Below are 21105 nucleotides of genomic sequence, written 5' to 3' on the forward strand. Positions count from 1 at the left end.
TCACACCCGGTTGAGCAGCGCCAGGATCGGCTTCTCGTACAGGGCCGCCCCGGAGCGGCGGACGAGAGCGAGCGCGGCGCGCAGGCGGCGGCCCGCGGCCTCGCGGTCGTCTCGCGCGAGCGCCAGGCGGGCCAGGCACAGGTCGGTCACCGACCAGCCGAGCAGGCGGCCCTGATGCGGCAGGAGCAGGTCGTGCAGCGCCGCCGCCGCGGCCGTGTCGCCCAGGGCCAGGCAGGCCTCGCTCAGCAGGTCGGGGACGAACCGGTAGGCGAGATCGCCCCGCATCCCGGCGAAGCCGTCGCGGGCCAGACCGGCGAGGACCTCCGCGGCCTCGTCCCTCCTGCCGAGGTCGAGCAGGGCCGCGCAGCGCAGCACCAGCCATCCGGGCTGGCCGGGCCGCCGCGCCAGCGCCTCCTCCGCCAGCGTCAGCGCCGCCGCCGCGTCACCCCGAATCCGCGCCGCCAGGCAGCGGAAGACGCCGGCCCGGCTCTCGGCGTGGTCGCGGCCGAGCGCGCCCTCCGGATGGAGCCGGGCCGACTCCTCCGCCTCCGCCAGGGCGCGGCCGGGGTCGCCGCGGAGATAGGCGTGGATCGCCGACAGCCAGGCGGTGAGGCTGAGCAGAGCGGGCTGCCTGATCCTGCGCGCGGTGTCCGACAGCCAGGTCAGCAGCAGGTCCGCCCGCTCCAGCTCGCCCTGCTTGACCAGCTCGACGTGCTCGGCCTCCCGAGCCAGCCATTCGGCCACCAGGTCGCCGGTCCGGCGGGCCACCTCGGTCATCTCGTCGATGGCCGCCTGCCGCTCCGCGTGCCCGGCGACCCCCCGCGAGAGGATCTCGTACGCGCTGAGCGCCCGCAGCAGCGACCTGTCGTCCCCCCGCGGGCGGGCCTCCCGTACGGCCTCGGCCGCGAGCGCGCAGCTCTCCTCGACCGGCCGGGTGAAACAGCCCGTGACGGCGAAGGCCGCGAGGAGCTGCGACCGCCAGGGCGAGCCCTCCCCCTGGCTCCGCAACGCCCGCTCGATCCGCCCGGTCAGCGCGCCGCCCGCGGCCCACTCCTCGTACATCGCCCACGACAGCGGGTCGGAGAACCCGAGCGCGGCGCGGGCCAGCCGGTCGTCGTCCCCGAGAGCGTCGGCGATCTCGGCGGCCTCCTCAAGCGAGGCGTGGACCTGCACGCTCATCCCGGCCGCCGACTGCGCCTCGGCGAGGCCGAGCAGCAGGTCGCACCGCAGCACGCGGCTCTCCCTCGCGGCGGTGACCGGAAGCTGACCCGTGAGGGCGACGGCGTGCCGCAGGTGCTCGACCGCGTCCTCGTAGGCGAACTGGGCCATGGCGTGGGCGGCCGCCTGCCGGGCGTACTCGATCGCCTTGGCCGCCATGCCCGAGATGACCAGGCCCTCGCGGTAGTGGTGCGCCAGCTCGGCCAGGTGCGTGCCGCGCCGTTCGAGCACGGCCGCGATGCCGGCGTGCAGGCGCCGCCTGCGCAGCGGGGCGAGGCCGTCGCGCAGCACGTCGCGGACGATGTCGTGGGCGAACCGGTAGACCATGTCGTGCTCGGTGAGCAGGCGCGCCCGGACGGCCGCGTCGAGCACGTCGAGCACCTCGTCGCGCGGCACGTCCATCACGTCGTGCACCACGTCGAGCAGCACGTCCAGCGGGGCGTCGCGGCCCAGCAGCGCCGCCGCCGACAGGACGCCCGGCGCGCCCGGCGGCATCGCCGCCATCCTGCCGCGCAGCACGTCCGCGACCGCGCCCGGCACCTCGCCGCCGTCCAAATGGACCAGTTCGCCCAGGAAGAAGGGGTTACCGCCGGTCCGCCTGGCCACCTCGGCCGCCCGCGTCGCGTCCGCGCCCGCCCGCCGCAGATACTCGGCGATGGCGTCCTCGCCGAGGCCGCCCAGCGTGATCCGCTCGACCTGCGGGAGCCGTACGAGCGTGGCGAGCGTGCGGGCCAGCGGCCCGCCCACCTCCGTGTCGCGGTACGTCGCGATCACGGTCAGCTCCGGGCACGCCCGCGTGGTGGCGAGGAACTCCAGCAGGCGCAGGGACGAGACGTCGGCCCACTGGAGGTCGTCGAGGACGACGAGCACCCTGCCGTGCGCCGCGGCGTGCTCGGCGACGAGCCGGGCGAACGCCTCGTACAGCGCGAACTCCCCGGTCGCGCCGAGCATCTCGGCCAGTTCGCCGTGCCGTCCGGTGAGCTGCCGTACGGCCTGGGCCCAGGGCCAGAACGGCGGCGCGCCCGTGCCGTCCCAGCAGCGGCCGAAGACCGCCACCGGCGCGTGCGCCGCGGCGTCCTCCGCCAGGCTGGTCTTGCCGATGCCCGGCTCGCCCGCCACGAGCGCGATCCGCGGGCCGTCCGCGGTGACGGCGCGGCGCAGGACGCGTGATTCGGCCGCCCGCCCGACGAGCGCGCTCTCCCGCTGTCCGGCGTCCTCCATGTCCGCCTCGGCGGCGGGAGCGGGGTCCTGGGGAGTCGCCGGCGGGGGCGTCAGCGCGGGGTCCTGCTCCAGGATCCGCCGCTCCAGCTCGCGGGAGCGCGGATCGGGGTCCAGGCCGAGTTCGCCGACGAGCAGCCGGCGGCCCTCGGTGAGCAGGGCGAGCGCGTCCGCCTGACGACCGGCCTGGTAGAGGGCGTGCGCGCCGAGCCTGCGCAGCCGCTCGCGCAGGGGATGCGCCGCCACGAGCCTCGTCAGCTCGGGCACCAGCGCCCGCCCGGACCCGAGCGCGAGCTCCGCCTGGGCCGCGTCCTCGACGATCGAGAGCCTGAGCTCCGCCAGATGGGCGATCTCGTCGCGCGCCCAGGGCTCGTCCTCGAACCCCGCCAGCGGCTCGCCCCGCCACTCCTGCAGAGCCAGGCGGAACTGCCCGGCGGCTCCCGCGTGGTCGCCCGCCTCCAGCAGCCGCCTGCCCGCCGCGACTGCGGCGCCGGCGCGGCCGAGGTCGAAGCGCTCGGGCGGCAGCTCGATCGCGTAGCCGCCCGGCCTGCTCACCAGCACCGACGGCTTCGCCCTGCGCACCCGGCCGGGTTCGAGCACGCGCCGCAGCTTCGACACGTACGCCTGCACGGTGTTGACCGCCCCCGGCGGCGGCTCCTGCTCCCAGAGGGCGTCCACGATCCTGGCCGTGCTCACCGGGCGCGGCGCCGCCAGCACGCACAGGGCCAGCACCGCCCGCTGCTGGGACGGCCCGATGTCGAGCGGCGTCCCTCCGTCGTCGAGCACGACGACCGGGCCGAGCACGCGGAACTCCAACGCGATCCCCTCCGGTTGCGGTCCCCCGAATGTATCCCGCCACAGCAGGAGTTTTCGGACGATCGGCGGACGATTCGCAACAAAGGGTCAGTGACGGAAGCCGCGGGCGCGGGTGCGCCGCAGCAGACGGCGACGGGGACCGGCGGCTCGGCCGTCGGTGTGCAGCCACAGGTTGACGCCGGTCCCCCCGAGCGCCGAGGGCTCGATGCGCACCCCGCCGCCGGTCGACTCGGCCAGGCGCCGGGCGATGTCGAGGCCGAGCCCGGTGGAGCCTGCCCCGCTGTTGCCCCGCCGCAGCGCCTTCTCCGGATCGGGGATGCCCGGGCCCGCGTCCGCGACGAGGATGCCCACCATGCCGCTCCCCCGGTGCAGGGTGACGCGGAAGGCCGTCCCCTGCGGCGTGTGGCGGAAGACGTTGCCGAGCAGCGCGTCGACCACCGCGCCGAGATCGGCCGCGGCGACCGGCACCGGGCTGGGCTCGTCGGCGCCGACGAGCTGCCACGGCCGCGCCTGGTCCTCGGCGAGCGCCGACCAGAAGGCGAGCCGTTCCCGCAGCACGAGCGCGGCGTCGCAGCCCGCCGGCACGGCCCGGGACGGCCGCCGGGCGGCTTCGATGATCTCGTCCACGGCCTGTTCGAGCCGGTCGATGGCGAGCCTGCGCTGCTCGGCCTCGGGGCCGGTGCCGCCGAGGTTGAGCCGCAGCGCGGTCAGCGGAGTGCGCAGCCGGTGCGACAGGTCGGCGGCGAGCTCGCGCTCGGCCGCGAGCAGTCCCGCCACCTGGTCGGCCATCGCGTTGAACGCGCGCCCGGCGGCCACCAGCTCGGGCGGGCCGTCCGGGACGATGCGCACCGTCAGGTCGCCCGCCCCGAGGGCCGCCGCCGCCTGCCCGAGTCTGCGGGCCGCCCGGACCACCCGGGCCCCGAGCCGGTCGGCCACCACCACCGACCCCACCACCAGGGTGATCGCGACGCCGGTCAGCACGGCCCAGGAGGTGGACACGCCCTTCCTCGCGTCCGCCTCGGGCGCGTACACCTCGATGACGGCCCGCCGCCCGCCTCCCAGCGCGACCGGCCTGAGCAGCACGTATCCCTTCCGGACCGGCACGGTCCTGGCGCTTTCCGCCGCGCCCGCGACGTCGGCGGCCGTGACCCGGGAGCCGCCCACCGTACGCCCGCCGGGGAGGTGGACGGCCAGGCGTGAGGTCCCCGCCGGGGTGCTGGCGAGTGCGCGCTCCAGCGCGGCCGCGTCGTCGGTCACCACGAGGGCGGGCACGATCGTGGCGGCCTGGCGCTCGGCGTCCGCGAGCGCGCGGCTTTCGGCGATCTCCTTGACCGCCACGGCCAGCGGGATGAGGAAGGCCAGCGCGACCATCGCCGTCACGGCCACCGCCACCAGGGCCAGGCTCCGTCTCACCGCCGCTCCCGCTCAGGGCCTTGAGGGCTCAGCCCCCGACAGGGGGGCTGAGGCGTACGCCGACACCCCGGACGGTATGCAGATATCGGGGACGGGAGGCGCTCTCGCCGAGCTTGCGCCGCAGCCAGGACAGGTGGACGTCGATCGTCTGGTCGTCCCCGTACGACTGCCGCCACACCTCGGCCAGCAGTTCCCTGCGCGAGATCACGCGCTCGGGACGGGCGGCGAGGTAGGCCAGCAGGTCGAACTCCCGGCGGGTGAGGTCGAGCGGCACGCCGTCGAGGCGGGCCTGCCTGCGGTCTGCGTCGACGACCAGGCCGCCGACCCTCGCGACCGAGGACGGCGCCCCGGGCCTGGCCCGGCGCAGCACGGCCTCCAGGCGGGCGTTGAGGTGGTCGCCGGAGAACGGCTTGACCAGGTAGTCGTCCGCGCCGCCGCGCAGCAGGCGGACGATCTCGGCCTCGTCGTCCCGCGCGGTGGCCACGATGACCGGGACGTCGGAGATCGCCCGGAGCATCTTCAGCGCCTCCGCGCCGTCGAGGTCGGGCAGCCCCAGGTCGAGGACGACCACGTCGGGGGCGGCGTGGGCGATCTCCCGCAGGGCGTCCAGTGCCCGGCCCGCGCTGCGGACCGCGTGGCTGCGCCCGGTCAGGTCGCGGATGATCGCGGATCGGACGAACTCGTCGTCCTCAACCACCAGAACGGTCGCCATGGGGCAGAAACGTACACTCCCGCCCGGTACGGCGTCCCGGGAAGACCAATCCGAAACACGGGGATTTGCGGCTATTTAAGGCATGCACAAATCCATAGAGGTTGACCGAAAACAATCGAGCGGCCAATCGGATGGGGAGATAGAGTGAGCGGCCACATGAGAAGGGCCGCCGGTTACTTGATCGCCTGGTGCGGGGCCACCGCGCTCGCCGTCGGCGTGTCCTGGCTCGGCGTGCGCGACGTGCTGCGCAGCGCGATCCTGGACGAGGCGCCCCTCGCCCCCGTGGTGGCCGTCGCCGCGCCCCTGTCCGCCTCGCCGGGCGCCCCCGTTCCCACTCCGCAGGGCACGCCGGACGACGGAGCCTCCGGCGGCACGTCCGAGGAACCGTCAGAGGGGCCGGCCGAGGAGCCGACCGGGCAGCCGTCGCCCTCCAGGGCCGCCGTCACTCCGGTGCGGACCGCGCGGGCGGCACGGACCTCCCCGGCGCCGCGCCCGTCCCGTCCCACACAGCCGGCGAGGTCGGCGGAGTCCTCTTCCACCGCCCGGCAGCGCAAGGCCGCCGACGGGGAGAGCCTGCACACCTTCACGCTGAAGGGCGGCAGGGCGACGATCGCGGTGACCTCCGAGGACTGCCGTGTCGTGACGGCGACTCCGAACGACGGCTACGAGGTCAAGGTCTGGGAGGCCGACCAGTGGCTGCGGGTCGCGTTCCTCCGGGACGTCCACGAGTCGTCGGCGTTCTGCACGTGGAACGCCCTGCCGCCCAGGCTCGACACGTACGAGAACTGAGGGCTCCGGCCTTCCGCCGGGAGAACGTCAGTCCAGCAGGGCGCGGTATTTCTTGAGCTCCTTGACCTCGGCGCCCAGCGAGGTGGCGGTGGCGACGGCCAGCGCCTTGGCTCCCCCGAAGGCACCGTCTGCCTGCTCGGCCCGGGCGAGCTTGATCGCGCCGTTGTCGTGCTCGATCATCAGCGTCACGTACTTCCGGTCGAAGGACGGGCCGTGCAACTTGGCGAGCGCCTCGATCTCGGCCCGCGTCTGCGTGCCCGGCATCGCGTGGTCGCGCGGCAGCGGCTCCGCGCCCCACATGTCGAGCCAGTCCTTCAACGTGCGGATGTCGGTGTCGCGGGCCGTGGCGACCTTCGCCGCGAACTCGCCGACCCACGGGTCGCCCGCCCGCGTCTGCGCGAGCCTCGCCATCTCCAGGGCCTGGAGGTGGTGCGGGATCATCTGCCGGGCGAACGCCACGTCGGCGGCGTTGGTCCCGGTGGACGGCTCCGCCGCGCCGGTCTCGTCCGGCGTGGCGCTGAGCGCGGGCTCGGGGGTCGCCGTGGCCTCGGAGCTCGGCGTCGCCTCGGGGCTGAGCGCCGTCCCGGGGGTGGTGGCGGACGAGACGGATGCCGGGACCGCGGGGGCGGGCGAGGCGGCATCGCCCGCCAGGTCCGGCGCGCCGCATCCGGCGAGCAGGGCCGTCGCGAGCACGCCCGTTAACGCGCTCGTCACACGAGCCGTCGCGGCGGGGAGCCGGCGGATAGTGGTCGTCACTGGAGGGCCTTTCCGGTTCTGGCTCGGGGACGGACGCGACGGCCGCCGGGGCCGGGCGCGATCGGGTCCGTCCGTGATCCCTTGCCGCAGGACCCTACAGCCGGGCGGCGGCTTCGGCCGCCCTCGCACGTCGTTTCGGCATATTTACGGTGATTAACGGACAAGCTGGGCATCCCGTGTCAAAATTCCCATTCGCTTCCCTGGATCACCCCTGTGCTCTAGCCTCCAACTGTGCCAAAGGGCAGCGAAACTCTACGAAAGGTTTCACACCGAGGAAACCTCTGTTGACACGAGCGAAACAGTGATACTTTCGCTTGGGAGCGCTCCCAAGCCGTGTGAACCTTCGGGCCGAGGAGACCGGATGGCCGATCTTCCCACCCTCGCAGAGGTAGCCGCCGCAGCCGGCGTCTCCCCGGCAACAGCTTCCCGGGTCCTGACCGGCTCGGTACGCGTGACCACGTCGACCCGCCGACAGGTCCACGACGCGATGTCGCGTCTGGGCTATGTACGGCGCCGCGCCCCCAGGGGATCCGCGGGCAGGCGGGCCGAGCAGATCATCGCCGCGGTCGTCTGCGAGCACAGTCCACGCCTTTTCACCGAGCCGTTCTACGCCAGGCTCCTGTCCGCCTGCGAGGAGGTGCTGACGACGCACGGGGTCCCGATGGTCGTGATGACCGCGACCCCTGCGACCGCCTCCATCGCCGCACCGCCACTGGTCGCGGGCGCCGTCGACGGCGTCCTTCTGATCGGGGCACGCGCGCGGCATCCCCTCGCGGTCACGCTGGCGGCCTCGGGCGTCCCGGTGCGCTGTGCCGGGCGGCCGCCAGACGGCATCGACCTCCCGTTCGTCGACATGGACAACCGTGACGGCGGACGGCAGGCGGCCGAGCACCTGCTGCTCAACAACCGCAAGCACATCGCCACCATCGCCGGGCCGCCGACCCTGCCGGCCGCCCGCGACCGGCTGGAGGGCTTCCGGCAGACGCTCCGCGACGCCGGGGTGCTCGACATGCCCGTGGCGTACGGCGACTTCACCCACGCGTCGGGCGCGCACGCCATGCAGTGGCTGCTGCAACGGGCGCCGCACCTCGACGCCGTGTTCGCGGCGTCGGACGTGATGGCGGCCGGGGCGATGCAGACGCTGCGCCGCGCCGGGCGGAAGGTGCCGGACGACGTGGCCGTCATCGGATACGACGACGCGCCCGTGGCCAGGCACACCTCGCCGACGCTGACCACGGTCCGGCAGCCCGTCGAGGAAATGGCCACGCTCGCCGCACGACTGCTTCTCATGACACTCGGGGACGGGGACAATCCCAAGGGCAATCCGGTGCTGCCCACGGAACTGGTGGTTCGTGAATCGGCCTGAGCTTCGAGAAGGCGACGTCCTGACCCGTCGTTATCTGCTCCAGGAGCGGATAGCGACGGGCGGGATGTCGGTCATCTGGCGTGCCTTCGACCAATCACTCCAGCGCATGGTAGCGATCAAGGTGCTGGACGGCTCGCTCGACGACGACAATCCCGGGCGGGAACTCATGCGGCGGGAGGCCAGGGCCACCGCCCGGCTGATACACCCGGACGCGATCGAGGTCTACGACTACGGCGAGACGGTCACGAACGGCGGCAGGCTGGCGTCCTTCGTGGTCATGCGCCTGCTGGAGGGCCGGTCGCTGGCCGACCGGATCATCGAGGGCGCGCTGCCCTGGGCCGAGGCGGTGGAGATCGCCGCCGGGCTGGCGAAGGTGCTGGCGGCGGCCCACGACCGGGGCATCGTCCACCGGGACGTCACCCCGGAGAACGTGCTGCTCGCCGACGACGGGCCCAAGCTGCTCGACTTCGGCATCGCCGCGTTCATCGGCGAGGCCGACGACCAGCTCGTCGCCGACTTCGGCACGCCGCCGTACGTCGCGCCCGAGCGGCTGAAGGGGACGACGGCCGACCCGGCCGTGGACGTCTACGCGCTCGGCGTGCTGCTGTTCGAGATGCTCACGGGCGCCCTGCCCTACCCGGAGAAGACCTGGGAGGCGATCGAGGCGGCACGGCGGGATGGACCTCCGCCGGCGCCCGAAGGGGTTCCCGGCCTGCCGCAGGAGGTCGCCGACCTGTGCCGGCGCTGCCTGTGCCCCGACCCCGTGGACCGGCCGAGCGCCCGGGCGGTCGCCGCCGCGCTGACCGCGGTGAAGAAGCCGCCAGGACCACGCGGGGCCGGCTGGGGCGCCGCCGCCGTCGGGGCCGCGGCCCTGGGCGGCATCCTCTGGTTCACCCAGGCGCACGGCCCGGAGGTCGGAGCCGTCACCGTCCTGCCCAGCCCGTCGCCCGCGTACGCGCAGGCCACCGCCTCGCCGCCGTCGCAGGCCGAAGCCGCCGCCGAACCCCGGCATACGGTCGCGCCCGTCGCGGACCCCGTACGCACCGCCGCGCCGGCCCGGCACCACCCCTCCCCCTCGGTCAGCGTCAAGGTCGTCAAGAAGGACCGGCACGCCGGGGACACCGTCAGGCGGCCGAAGACCTCGGCCACCCGCAAGCCCGACGTGGCGCCACTACCCCTGGCCACCACGGCCGCGCCGCTGCGGGTCGACACCGCGGTGCGGCAGTTCAACCTGCTCGTGGACGGCGCGGAGGCCACCCACGACATCGACGACGACGTCGCACTCGACCTCAAGCAGGTGCTGCGCAACGCCGTCGGCAACGGTCAGGGGCTGTCCACCCTACGTACCAAGATCGAGGTCCGGTATCAGGAGGGACGGCTGCCGCTCACGCTGAAGGGGGAACTGCTGGCCGCGCTCGACCGGGTCGAAGCCGCCCTCACCGAGGCCAGCGACACCTGAAGTGGGAGCGCTCCCAGAACAACCCTCTGTTGAGTTCGGTCAGGACCAAAAGTCCGACCGCGTCCGTTAAGCGTTCAGCTCGCGACCGAAACTATCTTCTACTGCCGTGGGGCCGGCCGACGACGCCCAGCCCCCGGCCGGCGGTCGGATCCGTCGGATCGTCGCGAGCCACGCCGGCGCGCCGTCGTCGTGATATCTCGTCTGAACCCGGTCCGGTTCGATGGCCACGACACTCCATCCGTTGCCGGGAGCGAACGCCGCTCCGAGCTCATCCCGGCTGACGGGGTGCGGGCCGGTATCGGGACCATCATCGCTGAAGCACAGCACGTACAGAGTGCCACCGGGTTCGGTCACCGACGCGAGACTCGTCACATATCCGGAGCGCTCGTCGCCGTCGAAGGTGTGGAACAGCCCGCAGTCCAGCACGGTCTCGAACCTGCGCCCCAATCGCCCCAGACGGAGCGCGTCGGCCGCGGCGAACTCGGCCTCGATCCCGCGGTCACCGGCCTTCGCCCGGGCGATCGCCAGTGCCGTCTCGGCCACGTCGACGCCCAGGACCGGCAATCCCAGCGAGGCGACGTGAAGAGCGTTCTCCCCGGTCCCGCAGCCCGCGTCGAGAACCGCGCCGGCGAATCCGCCTTCCGATGCCAGACGCACTATCGCCGGCTGCGGCCGTCCTGTGTCCCAAGGCGCGGGACCGTCGTGGTACGACGCGTCCCACGGCAGCCCCGTCATCCGTTCATGGCTGGTCGGACAACGGCCACCGAAAGGCTCGTCGGCGAGGCTTTCCGATCGCTCCGGCAACTTCTTCCCCTTCCTTCTATTGATCTTTTCGGAGTACCCCGTCCGGGTCACGCCCTTGCATAGGCAAGGCAAAACCGGATAGGTCGTTGCCCCATGAGCGGATTCAAGAAGTTCCTCATGCGGGGCAACCTGGTGGAGCTCGCCGTCGCCGTGGTCGTGGGCGCGACGTTCAGCGGGCTCATCCAGGCGCTCGTACAGGACCTGATCACCCCCCTGATCGCGGCCGTCACCGGCGGGAAACAGCCCGACTTCTCCAGCTACAAGTTCACCGTCAACGGCGCGGTGTTCAAGTACGGCGACTTCGTCAACCACCTGCTGACGTTCCTGATCGTCGCCGCCGTGGTCTACTGGCTGGTCGTCCTGCCGATGACCCGCTTCCTGAGCCTCTTCGACACCAAGAAGGAAACCACCGAGAAGAAGTGCCCCGAGTGCCTGTCGGACATCCCCGTCGACGCCCGGCGCTGCGCCTTCTGCACGGTCGAACTGTCCACCGTCCCCGCCGCCGAGAAGCCCCCTGCCTGACCTCTCCGCGGGCCCGTCCTCTCCTCGTCAGGGCCGGAACCGGGTCAGCGTCCGCTCCCCCGTTTCCGCCGGCTCCTGGGGAACGGGGCGGCCGGCGCGCCGCAACACGTCCACGATGACGAGCGACGTCCGGTGCGGATCCCTGCTGATCCGCACCCCGTGGGCCAGCCAGCACGCGGCGGCGATCACGTCCCGGGCCCGTTCGAGGTCGCCCGGGCTGGTCCCCGCCCTGCACCACACCCACAGGCGCTCGCCGAACGGCTCCGGCCTCGTACGGAGGATCACGGGCAGCTTGCCCCGCCGGTTGACGATCAACGCCTCGGCGCAGGCCTTCCGTACGCGGTGGGGCGTCACCACGCACCAGAAGCGGCCCGCCACCTCCCGGCGGGCCTGCGGCCACAGCAGGACGAGCAGGCAGACCAGAGAGCCGACGACGATCGTGACGGCCGGACCCGCCGTCCGCACGGCGACGATCCCGACCGCCGGCCCTCCCACCAGCAGCATCACCTCGTAACGCCATCTCCACAGCACCACCAGCGGTCCCGGCCGCGCGACGGGAGAGGTCTCCCGCTCGATGAAACGCAGGACCAGGTGCGGGTTCCGCCTGACGGGGTGCCTCATGCCCGGCCGCCCGAGGGTCGCTCGGGCCTGCGGGAGGCAGGAGGTTCGAGCAGGTTGACCCGCCCGGTGCCCCGGCATCGGCGGCACGGCAGCCCCGTCGGGCACAGCCCCTTCGCGGAGCAGACCTTGCAGGCGGTGAGAGCATCGAACCGCGTGTCGCGGTAGGTGTGCGTGTGCCAGGTGCGCCGGATCTCCCAGCGCTGCACCCACGCGAACGCGTCGATCTCGGCGAACGCCTCGCCGGTGAGCTTCCACACGAGACCGACGATGCGCATCCGTAATCCGATTGGTGGACGATTACGGGTGTTCTGGTGGTTGTATCCCATGGGATCATTCCTTCGCCGAGCAGCGGGTCGGATGGTCTCTCCGCTGGGTCGATGTGCCACCATCGGCCCAGCGACGTTTTGAACGAGAGGGCCGCGATCTGAAGCCCTCCGGGTGCCGTCGGGACGCGATGCCGCATCCCTCGGGAACTGACTGGCGCAGCCACCACGTTGAGGCTTATGCCGTGTTCGTACCCCTTCTTTGCCGTTGGCAATCGCCTTTTGGCAATTGCCATTGGCATTCCCCAGCGGCATATGCCAGCTGCGTGGTAACGTGCGGATCTAGAAGCTTCACGGGCCCAGAAGGTGACCGCACATGGCCGGGACGAACGTGACACTTCGCCGGCGCCAGCTGGCCAACCGGTTGAGAGAACTGCGGCACGCCGCCGACCTGACAGTGGAGCAGGCAGCCGAGGAACTGCTATGCAGCCCAGCCAAGATCAGCCGGATGGAGACCGCGCAACGGGGCGTTAGCCAGCGAGATGTGCGCGACCTGTGCCGCATTTACGGGGTGACGGACGAGAACCTGGTTCGGCAGCTGATGAACTGGGCGAGGGAATCCCGCCTTCCTGGCCTGCGTCAGGAGTACGGCGACCTCGGCTACGACGCGATCTACACCTATATGGATCTGGAGGCGGCCGCGTCCTCGATCACCGAGTTGCAGATCACCTACCTGCCCGCTCTGTTCCAGACCGAGGAGTACGCCCGCACTCTGATCCGCGGTCTGCTCCCGGGCATCGAGCAGGAAGTACTGGAACGACGGGTCGAAGCCCGCATGAATCGTCAGAAACTCCTGCTGGGCACCGATCCACCTCGCTACTGGACCTTCATTGACGAAGCGGCATTGCGCCGGGTGACGGGAGATCCCGCGATCATGGAGGCGCAACTGGAGCGGCTGCTTGTCCTGGGACAGGCGCCGCATGTGACGGTGCAGGTGATCCCGTTCACCGCCGGGCCGTACATGTGCGCGGACGACCCGTTCGTGATGTTCAAGTTCAAGGACCAGAGCCTGTCGGACGTCGTCTACCGGGAGTCCCTGGACCGGGTCGAGTACCTGGAGAGGCCGAACGAGTTAGCCATTTATCGGGAAGCGGTCGACCGCCTGCGCGCGGTGGCGCTCTCCCCCAACGAGTCCCTCAAGCACATTGCCGGTGCGAAAACGGACTTCAGCACCACCTGAAATATTGACCACTCAGGAGCGCCTACGTCTCTGCGGACACTCTAGCCGAGAGACATGAACAGATGAAACCATCCGACGAGTTGCCGGCCACCGAGCCGGAATGGCGTATCTCCTCGCGTTGCAGCGGCGGGAACTGCGTACAGTTTGCCCAGGTCAACGAAGGGATCGCATTGCGGGATTCGAAGAATCCCAGCATGGGCACGCTCTTCTATTCGCCACAGGAATGGCGCGCTTTCCTGACGGCCGCGAAGGCGGGTGCCTACGACGTGACGAAGTGACGTGCTCACTCGCCACTATGCGCGCAAGGCCTCCGAAGGTACATTTAGCGTAACTAGGTACTTTCGCGGTTAATCACGCAGCCTGCGGGTGAGCATTCGGGAGGGTGAATGGCCGGCCGACCCACGTTCAGCGAGGTGACATGGCGGCGGGCATGCGGCGGCGGGAACTGCGTCGAAGTGGCCTTCCAGGATGGACACGTGGGCGTACGTGACGGAAAGCGAGGCGGCGAGGGCCCGATCCTCACCTTCACGGCCGAGGAATGGCAGACCTTCGTCGAGCACGTCAAGGACGGCCGCTTCGACCTGCCCTGACGTTCCGCGCGCGAACGGACGAAGGGCTTCCCCGGCCGGCGCCGGGGAAGCCCTCTACCTCTACGCGTGCTCCGTCACCAGGGGGACGGGGCGGGTGGGGGGACGACCGGGGGACGGTCGTCGCAGGTGATGGTGTTGGGCAGCATCCAGGGAGCGAGCCAGCCGCCGTCGTTGCCGCCGAGGTCGGTCAGGGAGAACTCCGACCCGGTGGGCGGGAAGTTGAAGGACCCGCAGTTGTTGACGCCCACCGCGCCGACGTTGCGGGCGTCCACGTTCTCGAAGGACGCCGAGCCCTTCACGCGGGCGCTGACCACGGAGGTGCCCGTGCCGTCGACCCGGATATCCGTGAAACGGACCTTCGGGATCGCGTACAGGTCCTTCACCGACCACTCGCTGACCAGCATGATCGCGTTGTACGTGCTGTCCAGGTAGTGGTCGCCGCCGACCTCGATGTCGGCGTCGATGTCCTTCTCCAGGGCGTAGAACCAGATGGCCCCCAGGCCGATCTTCCAGTTCAGCTCGAACGTGCCGGCCCGTGCGGTCGTGTTGCCCGTGATGCGGAGCTTGCCGGCGAACGGCTCGGCGCCGAACCGGGAGCCGACCTGGATGGCGCTGCCCTCCCTGATCGGGTCGGCGATCAGGTTGTTCGAGACCGTGTTGTCCGTGCCGCCGTAGATCGCGATGCCGTTGGCCAGCACGGGCGTCTGGATCGTGTTGTGGTCGAACGTGTTGCCCGCGTCGGCGGTCTTTTCGGACCACATGGCGAGCGCGTCGTCCCCGGTGTTGCGGACGAAGTTGTTCGACACGACGGAGCCCGTCACGCCGGTGTGGAAGTTGAGCCCGTCCGCGATCTGGTCGACGATCACGTTATTGGTGATCTTGATGTTACGCATCGGACCGTCGAACCACATGCCCACCTTGGTGTGGCGGATGTAGAGCCCGTCGATGGTCGAGTCGCTCATCGCGCCGCCGACGCCGTTGACCTGGTCGGTGTCGATACGCTCGCGGACGTCGCCCTCGATGGCGAAGCCGGACAGGTGGACGTTGCGGCTGCCGCCCGCCGAGGCGTCCTTGCCGTAGAAGCCGACACCGGTGTGCACCGAGCCGTCCGGGGCCGGGGCGTCCAGGTCGACCTGGCGGCCCTTGATGATCGTGTACCAGCTTCCGGCGCCCGTGATCGTCACGTCGTCCACGACGATGTGGCGGTTCACCTGGTAGGTGCCCGGCGGAATGTAGACCTTCAGGTGCGCCCGTTTGGCGAAGGCGACGGCCTTGTCGATCGCTCCGGCCGAGTCGCGCCTGCCGGTGGGGTCGGCGCCGAAGGCCAGCACGTTCGCCGCGACGACCTCGACGCGCGGCGGGCCGACGAGGTGCGAGTCGAGCAGGTCGACGACCGTCCATGCCGCGTTGCTCCCTGCCGGGACCGTCAGCCGTACGGTGTCGCCCGCCCGGTACGTGCGGCCGAGCAGGAGGCGCTGCTCGTCGTAGAAGTGGTTCGGGCGGAACGGCTTGGCGATCTCCGGGGCCGGCGTGGTGGCGTCCGGCACGCAGGAGCACTCGGTGATCCACCAGTCGGGGTGCAGCAGCCCGGCGTTCGGATCGTTCGAGAACGGATACTGGTTGTAGAGCCAGGCGTACTGCGACGTGAGGGTCATGGTGGCCCGTTTGCGGCCGTTGACCGCGACGTCGAGCGGCGCGGTGATGCCGCCGCCCCCGGGAGCGTCCGGGATGCTGTACCGCACGGTGATCGCGTTGGCCGCCTTGGGCAGCGTGAACTCGACGTACTGCCCGGGGGTCAGCTTGACCGCCTTGCGGCCGGACGCCTCCGCGGGCAGCGTGTACGCGTCGCGGCCGGGGCCGATGACCGTGCCGTTCGTGGCGGCGTTCTCCGCCTCCTGCTCGGCGAAGTCGACATCGGCGCCGCGCCCGGACACGAGCGCCGGGTCGAGGGCGGCCCGCGTCACGACGGGGGCCTTCGCGGAGGCGGACGCGGGCGTCTGTAAGACCGCGAGCCCGGTGGCGGCCAGGGCCGCCGCCAGCAGAATTCTCATCGGCCCTCCGTGATCCAGACCGCGGTGTCGGACGGAAGCAGGTCGCCGTCGAGAGGGCCGCTGGCCAGCAGCACCGAACCCGTCTCCGGAAGCGCGACCGGCTCGGCGCCGAGGTTGACCAGGCAGACCAGGCCGGAATCGCGGCGGAACGCGATCACCTCGTCCCCGTACGGCAGCCAGGTCAGCGTGCCGTCACCGAGCAGTTCGCGGCGCAGGCGCAGGGCCGAACGGTAGAGGCAGAGCATCGAGCCCGGATCGGCCTCCTGAGTCTCCACGGTGAGGTCGCGCCAGCCGGTCGGCTGCGGCAGCCAGGGCTCGCCGGTGCTGTATCCGAAGGGCGGCTCGGTGCCCGACCACGGCAGCGGCACCCGGCAGCCGTCGCGGCCGCGGACCGTGTGGCCGGAGCGCTCCCACATCGGGTCGTCGATGAGCTCCTCGGGGATGTCCTCGACCTCGTTCAGGCCGAGCTCCTCCCCCTGGTAGACGTAGACGCTCCCGGGCAGCGCCATCGCGAGCAGCGCCGCCGCCCGCGCCCGGCGGCGGCCGAGCTCCAGGTCGGACGGCATGCCGTCCCGGCGTTCCGCGTTGTCCCAGGACGTGACGGCCCGGCCATACCGGGTGACCGGACGGGCGACGTCGTGGTTGGACAGCACCCAGGTCGCAGGCGCGCCGATCGGCACGTGGGTGGCGAGGGTCAGGTCGATGCTGGCGCGCAGAGCGGCCGGCTCCCACGCACTCGACAGGAAGTCGAAGTTGAACGCGGTGTGGAGCTCGTCGGGGCGCAGGTAGTTGGCGAACCGCTCCTGGTCGGGCAGCCACACCTCGCCGATGAGGATCCGCCCGCCGTAGGAGTCGGACACCCGCCGCCACTCGCGGTAGATCTCGTGGACCCCGTCGTGGTCGGTGTACGACTCCTCCACGCTGTCGAGGTCCTTGACGAGGACGGCCGCGGAGTCGATGCGTACGCCGTCCACGCCCCGGTCGAACCAGAACCGCAGCACGTCGAGGAACTCCTCGCGTACGGCGGGATTGTTCCAGTTGAAGTCGGGCTGCTCGGGGGCGAACAGGTGGAGGTACCACTCGCCGTCCGGCACCTGCGTCCACGCCGGGCCGCCGAAGATCGACTGCCAGCCGTTGGGCGGGCCGTCGCCGACGCCGGGGCGGAACCAGAACCGCTCCCGGGCCTCCGAACCGGGACCGGCCGCCAGCGCCTCCTGGAACCATGCGTGCTGGTCGGACGCGTGGTTGGGGACGACGTCGACGATCGTACGGATGCCCAGGCCGTGGGCTTCCTCGATCAGCTTCTCCGCCTCGGCCAGGGTGCCGAAGACCGGCTCGATGCTGCGGTAGTCGGCGACGTCGTAACCGCCGTCGGCCATGGGGGAGGGATACCAGGGGTTCAGCCAGATGGCGTCGACGCCGAGATCCGCCAGGTAGGGCAGGCGTGACCGCAGCCCCGCCAGGTCACCCGTCCCGTCGCCGTTCCCGTCGGCGAAGCTGCGCAGGTAGACCTGGTAGATCGCGGCCCCGCGCCACCAATCGGGGGTCGAGGTGTTGCCGGGCATGCTGAATACAACTCCTTACGGGTGAAGGCGACAGATCGGGGCGTCAGCCCTTGAGGCTGCCGGCGGTGAGACCGGCCATGATGTGCCGCTGGAACAGGAAGAACACGACGATGGTCGGGATGCTCGCGATCACCAGGGAGGCGACCAGCACGTTCTGCGGCATCTGCGAGGAGAGCGAGGCGATGCCGATGCTCACCGACATCTTGTCGCTGTCCGGCAGGACCAGCAGCGGCCAGACGAAGTCGCGCCAGACGTTGACGACGGTGAGGATGGAGACCACGCCGAGGATGGGCCGGGAGATCGGTATCACCACCGACCACAGGATGCGGCCCGGCGACGCTCCGTCGATCTCGGCGGCTTCGAGCAGTTCCCGCGGGATCGAGTCGAAGAACCGCTTGAGCAGGAAGACGTTGAAGCCGTTGGCCGCGGCCGGCAGCCAGATCGCCCACGGCGTGTTCAGCAGGTTCCAGTGGAAGAACGGCACGTCCTTCACCGTGAGATACGCCGGGAGCATGATGACCATGGGCGGGATCATCAGCGTCGACAGCATCAGGGCCAGGACGACCTTGCCGAGCGCCGGGCGGAGCTTCGACAGGGCGTAGGCCGCCGAGACGTCCACCGCGAGTGTCAGCAGCCAGGCGCCGCCGGCGTACAGGGCCGTGTTGCCGAGCAGCGTGCCGAGGCCGAGCAGATCCCACGCCTGCAGGTAGCCGTCCAGGGAGAAGTGCGACGGCAGGAAGGTCGGCGGGATCGCGTTGAGTTCCTCGGTGGACTTCATCGCACCGGTGATCATCCAGTAGAGCGGGAAGACGAACGCGGCGGTGAAGCTCACCACCACGATCACCAGCACGATCCAGTAGATGATCCGGCCACGCGTCGTGTTGAGCTGATGCGGCGAGACGGCGGTGCGGAACTGCGTGTTGATCGGCTTGCGGGGCCGCCGCTGCCCGCGGCGCTCGTGCCGGGCGGAGGTGGCCGGTGTCCCGGCCGAGCGGTCGGGCATGACGGTGATGTTGGACATGGTCGCTCCCCTCACACCGTGTTGTCGCGCGAGACGCGCAGGTAGATCGCGGAGAACACCATGAGCACGATCATGAGCATCAGGCCGAGCGCGTTGCCCGCGTTGAGATTGCCGAAGTTGAAGGCGTACTGGTACATGAGGTAGACGACGCTGACCGTGGCGTTCTCGGGGCCGCCGCCGGTGAGCAGGTAGGGCTCGATGAAGACCTGCATGGTCGCCACGATCTGCAACAGCAGCATCACGAGCAGGATCAGCTTGGTCTGCGGGATCGTGACGTGCCAGATCCGCTTGAACAGGCCGGCGCCGTCGAGTTCCGCGGCCTCGTACAGCTCGCTCGGGATCGTCTGCAGGGCGGCGAGGTAGATCAGGGTGCCGCTGCCCATGTTCATCCAGGTGGAGACGATGACCAGCGAGATCAGCGCGGTGCTCGTCGAGTTGAGCCACTGCAGGCCGGGCAGGTGGAACAGGTCCAGGACCTGGTTGAACAGCCCGTAATCGGGGTTGTAGAACCACTGGAAGAGCAGGACGCTCACCGCGGGCGGCAGCATGACCGGCAGGTAGACCACGAAGCGCAGGTAGGCGCGGGCGTGCCGCAGCTCGTTCAGGACGATCGCGGTGACGAAGGGAATCCCGTAGCCGCACAGCAGGGCGAGCAGCGTGAACACCGCGGTGTTGACCCAGGCCGGCCCGAACGCGGGGTCGTTGACGACGGTGCGGAAGTTCTCCAGCCCCACCCATTCGGGCGGGTCCACGAAGTTGGTCTTCTGGAAGCTGAGGATGACCTCCCGGACCATCGGATACCAGGAGAAGAACGCGAAACAGATCAGAGCGCCGCACAGGAAGCCGTAGGCGGTGACGTTGCGCCGCACGGCGCGCCGCAGTTTCGTCGGCTGCCGCCGCCTGCCGCCCGCTGCCGGGATGCTCGCTGTGGTCATCGTTGTGAATCCGATCTCGACGTGTTTGCCGGGGCGCCGGCCGCGCGAGGGTCACGGCCGCGGGCGGCGCCCCGGGATTAGGCCCGGATTATCAGGGCGGTCAGCCCTTCGAGGCCAGCAGGGAGTTGACCTTCGACTCGGCGTCGGACAGGAGCTGGTCGATGTTCGCGTCCTTGCGGGTCAGCACGGCCGACATCGGAGTGTCGAGGATCTTGTAGATCTCCTGGGCGTACGGCCCGGGCTCGGCCTTCGGCGGGATGCCCTTGGAGCCCTCCACCCATCCGGCGAACTGCGCGGCGTCGATGTTGGCGTTCGCCTTGCGCAGCTCGTTCACGGCCTGGCCGGACGGCGTGTCCGCGCCGTACAGGTCGGGGTACGGCTGGCCGACGGTCAGGTTCGCGCCCTTGGCCCGCACGTAGTCGAACTGGCCCTTACCGGGGGTGAGGAACTTGTACTCGATCCACTTGAGGCCGGCCTTGATCTGCTCCGGCGTGGCCTTCGGGTTGATCATGTAGCCGGCGCCGCCGTTGAACAGGGCCTTGGCCTCGGGCTGGGCGGTGATGGCGTAGTTCTCGAACTTGCCGCCGAAGTCGTTGCGCAGCGAGATGAGCACGTCGGGCGCGCCCAGCATCATGCCCATCTTGCCGCCGGCCATGGCCTTCATCAGGGCCGGCCAGTCGATGTAGAGCTGGGAGCCCATGCTGTTGTCGACCCACCGCATCTGGTGGAGGTTCTCCAGCACGGCCCTGCCCTCGGGGGTGTTGAAGGCGGCCTTCTTGCCGTCGTCGGTGATGACCGATCCACCGCGGCCGTAGATGGAGGCGGTGAAGTGCCAGCCGCCGACGTTGTTGCCGCTGTACTCGCCGTACCCGACGTAGCCGGGGCCGAGCCCGGCGATCTTCTTCGCGGCGGCCTGCACGTCGGCCCACGTCTTGGGCGGGTTGTTCGGGTCGAGCCCGGCCTTGGTGAAGACCTCCTTGTTGTAGACGAGGCCCATGCCGTAGCCGTCGGTCGGCAGGCCGTAGACCTTGCCGTCCTTCTTGAACAGGTCGATCGAGCTGTTGTAGTCCTGGAACGTCTTGATCTCGTTGACGTACGGCGTGATGTCGGCGGCCTGTCCGCTCTCGATCAGGCGGCCGACGTTGGGGAAGTTGACGTAGAAGACGGTCTCCAGCTCGCCGCTGGCCAGTTTGGGCTCGAAGGTGCGCGGGTCGTAGCAGGGGAAGGCGTCGGTGACCTTCGAGACCTTGATGTTGGGGTTCAGCTTCTGGAAGGCCGCCAGGTCTTCCTCGAAGGTCGCCCGCTCCGCCTTGTTCGTCTTCGGCGGCTCGCAGTTGACCGAGATCGACACCGGTCCGGCGCTGCCGGGCGCCGCGCCGGCCTTGTCGCCGCTGTTACCGCTGTCGTCGGTGCCGCACGCCGCGGCCGCTGCAATGGCAAGTCCCGAGACCAGCAGTATCGAGAGCTTGTGGGATTTCATCCTCGTTCCCTTCTGGAACCGCGCACCACGACCCGTCGAAGCACACGGCTCGGGGCCGACTGGAGCGCCCCGATCCGCTCGGTTGCGAGAAACATACAGAGACATGCAGGACTGAGCAATAGTTCGTCATTAACTCTGCAAAAAAGTGACAGTGATCGGTCTGTGACTGGCATGCCATGGCGAGCGGGCAAGGCACGGCAATCCGGAAGCCGCGCTCACGAGCGGGCTTGTAGGGCTGGATGCGCTCAGAAGCGTGCTTTATGGGG

At 70.6% G+C, this 21105-nt stretch carries 19 protein-coding genes; 7 read left to right on the forward strand and 12 right to left on the reverse strand.

Annotated elements, in window-relative coordinates:
• The 3 genes from IL992_RS36050 to IL992_RS36060 all read right to left on the reverse strand — a co-directional run bounded on the left by IL992_RS36050 (position 1) and on the right by IL992_RS36060 (position 5377).
• On the reverse strand, positions 1-3252 hold the full coding sequence (locus tag IL992_RS36050) for a BTAD domain-containing putative transcriptional regulator (protein ID WP_193207795.1): 3252 nt from the start codon (positions 3250-3252) through the stop codon (positions 1-3).
• Between the two features lie 87 nt (positions 3253-3339).
• Positions 3340-4665: a sensor histidine kinase gene (locus IL992_RS36055; protein ID WP_193207796.1), complete on the reverse strand. Its 1326-nt coding sequence runs from the start codon at positions 4663-4665 to the stop codon at positions 3340-3342.
• A 28-nt stretch (positions 4666-4693) separates the two neighbouring features.
• Positions 4694-5377 (reverse strand): response regulator transcription factor, encoded by a 684-nt coding sequence (locus IL992_RS36060; RefSeq protein WP_193207797.1) that lies wholly within the window; start codon positions 5375-5377, stop codon positions 4694-4696.
• A gap of 156 nt (positions 5378-5533) precedes the next feature.
• Between IL992_RS36060 and IL992_RS36065 the strand changes: the two genes are divergently transcribed.
• Complete coding sequence (locus IL992_RS36065; protein ID WP_193207798.1) at positions 5534-6166, forward strand: hypothetical protein; 633 nt, start codon at positions 5534-5536, stop codon at positions 6164-6166.
• A 27-nt stretch (positions 6167-6193) separates the two neighbouring features.
• Here IL992_RS36065 and IL992_RS36070 read toward each other — a convergent pair whose 3' ends face one another.
• Positions 6194-6922 carry a DUF305 domain-containing protein gene (locus IL992_RS36070; RefSeq protein WP_193207799.1) on the reverse strand — a complete coding sequence of 243 codons (729 nt, stop codon included), beginning with the start codon at positions 6920-6922 and terminating at the stop codon, positions 6194-6196.
• Positions 6923-7283: 361 nt separating this feature from the next.
• On the opposite strand from IL992_RS36070, the gene IL992_RS36075 reads away from it, so the two are divergent.
• A complete protein-coding gene (locus IL992_RS36075) occupies positions 7284-8288 on the forward strand; it encodes a LacI family DNA-binding transcriptional regulator (protein ID WP_030510556.1) in 1005 nt (334 codons plus the stop codon).
• Entirely contained in the window at positions 8275-9747 is a 1473-nt protein-coding gene (locus IL992_RS36080) for a serine/threonine-protein kinase (RefSeq protein ID WP_319019049.1), read from the forward strand. Before IL992_RS36075 ends, IL992_RS36080 begins: the two co-directional genes overlap by 14 nt.
• 66 nt (positions 9748-9813) lie before the next feature.
• Here IL992_RS36080 and IL992_RS36085 read toward each other — a convergent pair whose 3' ends face one another.
• On the reverse strand, positions 9814-10602 hold the full coding sequence (locus IL992_RS36085) for a class I SAM-dependent methyltransferase (RefSeq protein ID WP_319019050.1): 789 nt from the start codon (positions 10600-10602) through the stop codon (positions 9814-9816).
• A 42-nt stretch (positions 10603-10644) separates the two neighbouring features.
• Between IL992_RS36085 and mscL the strand changes: the two genes are divergently transcribed.
• Positions 10645-11073, forward strand: a complete 429-nt coding sequence (gene mscL, locus IL992_RS36090) for a large conductance mechanosensitive channel protein MscL (RefSeq protein ID WP_193207801.1) — start codon at positions 10645-10647, stop codon at positions 11071-11073.
• 27 nt (positions 11074-11100) lie between these two features.
• On the opposite strand, the gene IL992_RS36095 is transcribed toward mscL, so the two are convergent.
• Positions 11101-11694: a hypothetical protein gene (locus IL992_RS36095; RefSeq protein WP_193207802.1), complete on the reverse strand. Its 594-nt coding sequence runs from the start codon at positions 11692-11694 to the stop codon at positions 11101-11103.
• Positions 11691-11969 carry a hypothetical protein gene (locus tag IL992_RS36100; RefSeq protein WP_193207803.1) on the reverse strand — a complete coding sequence of 93 codons (279 nt, stop codon included), beginning with the start codon at positions 11967-11969 and terminating at the stop codon, positions 11691-11693. Before IL992_RS36100 ends, IL992_RS36095 begins: the two co-directional genes overlap by 4 nt.
• A gap of 364 nt (positions 11970-12333) precedes the next feature.
• Between IL992_RS36100 and IL992_RS36105 the strand changes: the two genes are divergently transcribed.
• The 3 genes from IL992_RS36105 (at position 12334) to IL992_RS36115 (ending at position 13787) form a co-directional block, all read left to right on the forward strand.
• The gene (locus IL992_RS36105) at positions 12334-13197 is read left to right on the forward strand and encodes a helix-turn-helix domain-containing protein (protein WP_193207804.1); all 864 of its coding nucleotides are present in this window, start codon (positions 12334-12336) and stop codon (positions 13195-13197) included.
• Between the two features lie 62 nt (positions 13198-13259).
• Positions 13260-13475 (forward strand): DUF397 domain-containing protein, encoded by a 216-nt coding sequence (locus tag IL992_RS36110; protein WP_193207805.1) that lies wholly within the window; start codon positions 13260-13262, stop codon positions 13473-13475.
• Between the two features lie 108 nt (positions 13476-13583).
• Entirely contained in the window at positions 13584-13787 is a 204-nt protein-coding gene (locus tag IL992_RS36115; protein ID WP_182901120.1) for a DUF397 domain-containing protein, read from the forward strand.
• Positions 13788-13861: 74 nt separating this feature from the next.
• On the opposite strand, the gene IL992_RS36120 is transcribed toward IL992_RS36115, so the two are convergent.
• From IL992_RS36120 to IL992_RS36140, 5 genes are all read right to left on the reverse strand, one after another.
• Positions 13862-15838 (reverse strand): glycosyl hydrolase family 28-related protein, encoded by a 1977-nt coding sequence (locus tag IL992_RS36120; RefSeq protein ID WP_193207806.1) that lies wholly within the window; start codon positions 15836-15838, stop codon positions 13862-13864.
• Complete coding sequence (locus IL992_RS36125) at positions 15835-17403, reverse strand: glycoside hydrolase family 13 protein (protein WP_193207807.1); 1569 nt, start codon at positions 17401-17403, stop codon at positions 15835-15837. Before IL992_RS36125 ends, IL992_RS36120 begins: the two co-directional genes overlap by 4 nt.
• A gap of 43 nt (positions 17404-17446) precedes the next feature.
• Entirely contained in the window at positions 17447-18424 is a 978-nt protein-coding gene (locus tag IL992_RS36130) for a carbohydrate ABC transporter permease (RefSeq protein ID WP_079319734.1), read from the reverse strand.
• 11 nt (positions 18425-18435) lie between these two features.
• Positions 18436-19359, reverse strand: a complete 924-nt coding sequence (locus IL992_RS36135; RefSeq protein ID WP_193207808.1) for a carbohydrate ABC transporter permease — start codon at positions 19357-19359, stop codon at positions 18436-18438.
• 100 nt (positions 19360-19459) lie between these two features.
• Positions 19460-20839, reverse strand: coding sequence for an extracellular solute-binding protein (locus IL992_RS36140; RefSeq protein WP_193207809.1), 1380 nt, complete (start codon positions 20837-20839; stop codon positions 19460-19462).
• Positions 20840-21105: the final 266 nt, after the last annotated feature.

This window comes from Microbispora sitophila (genome assembly GCF_014892245.1).
In the GTDB taxonomy this organism is placed as follows: Bacteria; Actinomycetota; Actinomycetes; order Streptosporangiales; family Streptosporangiaceae; genus Microbispora; species Microbispora siamensis.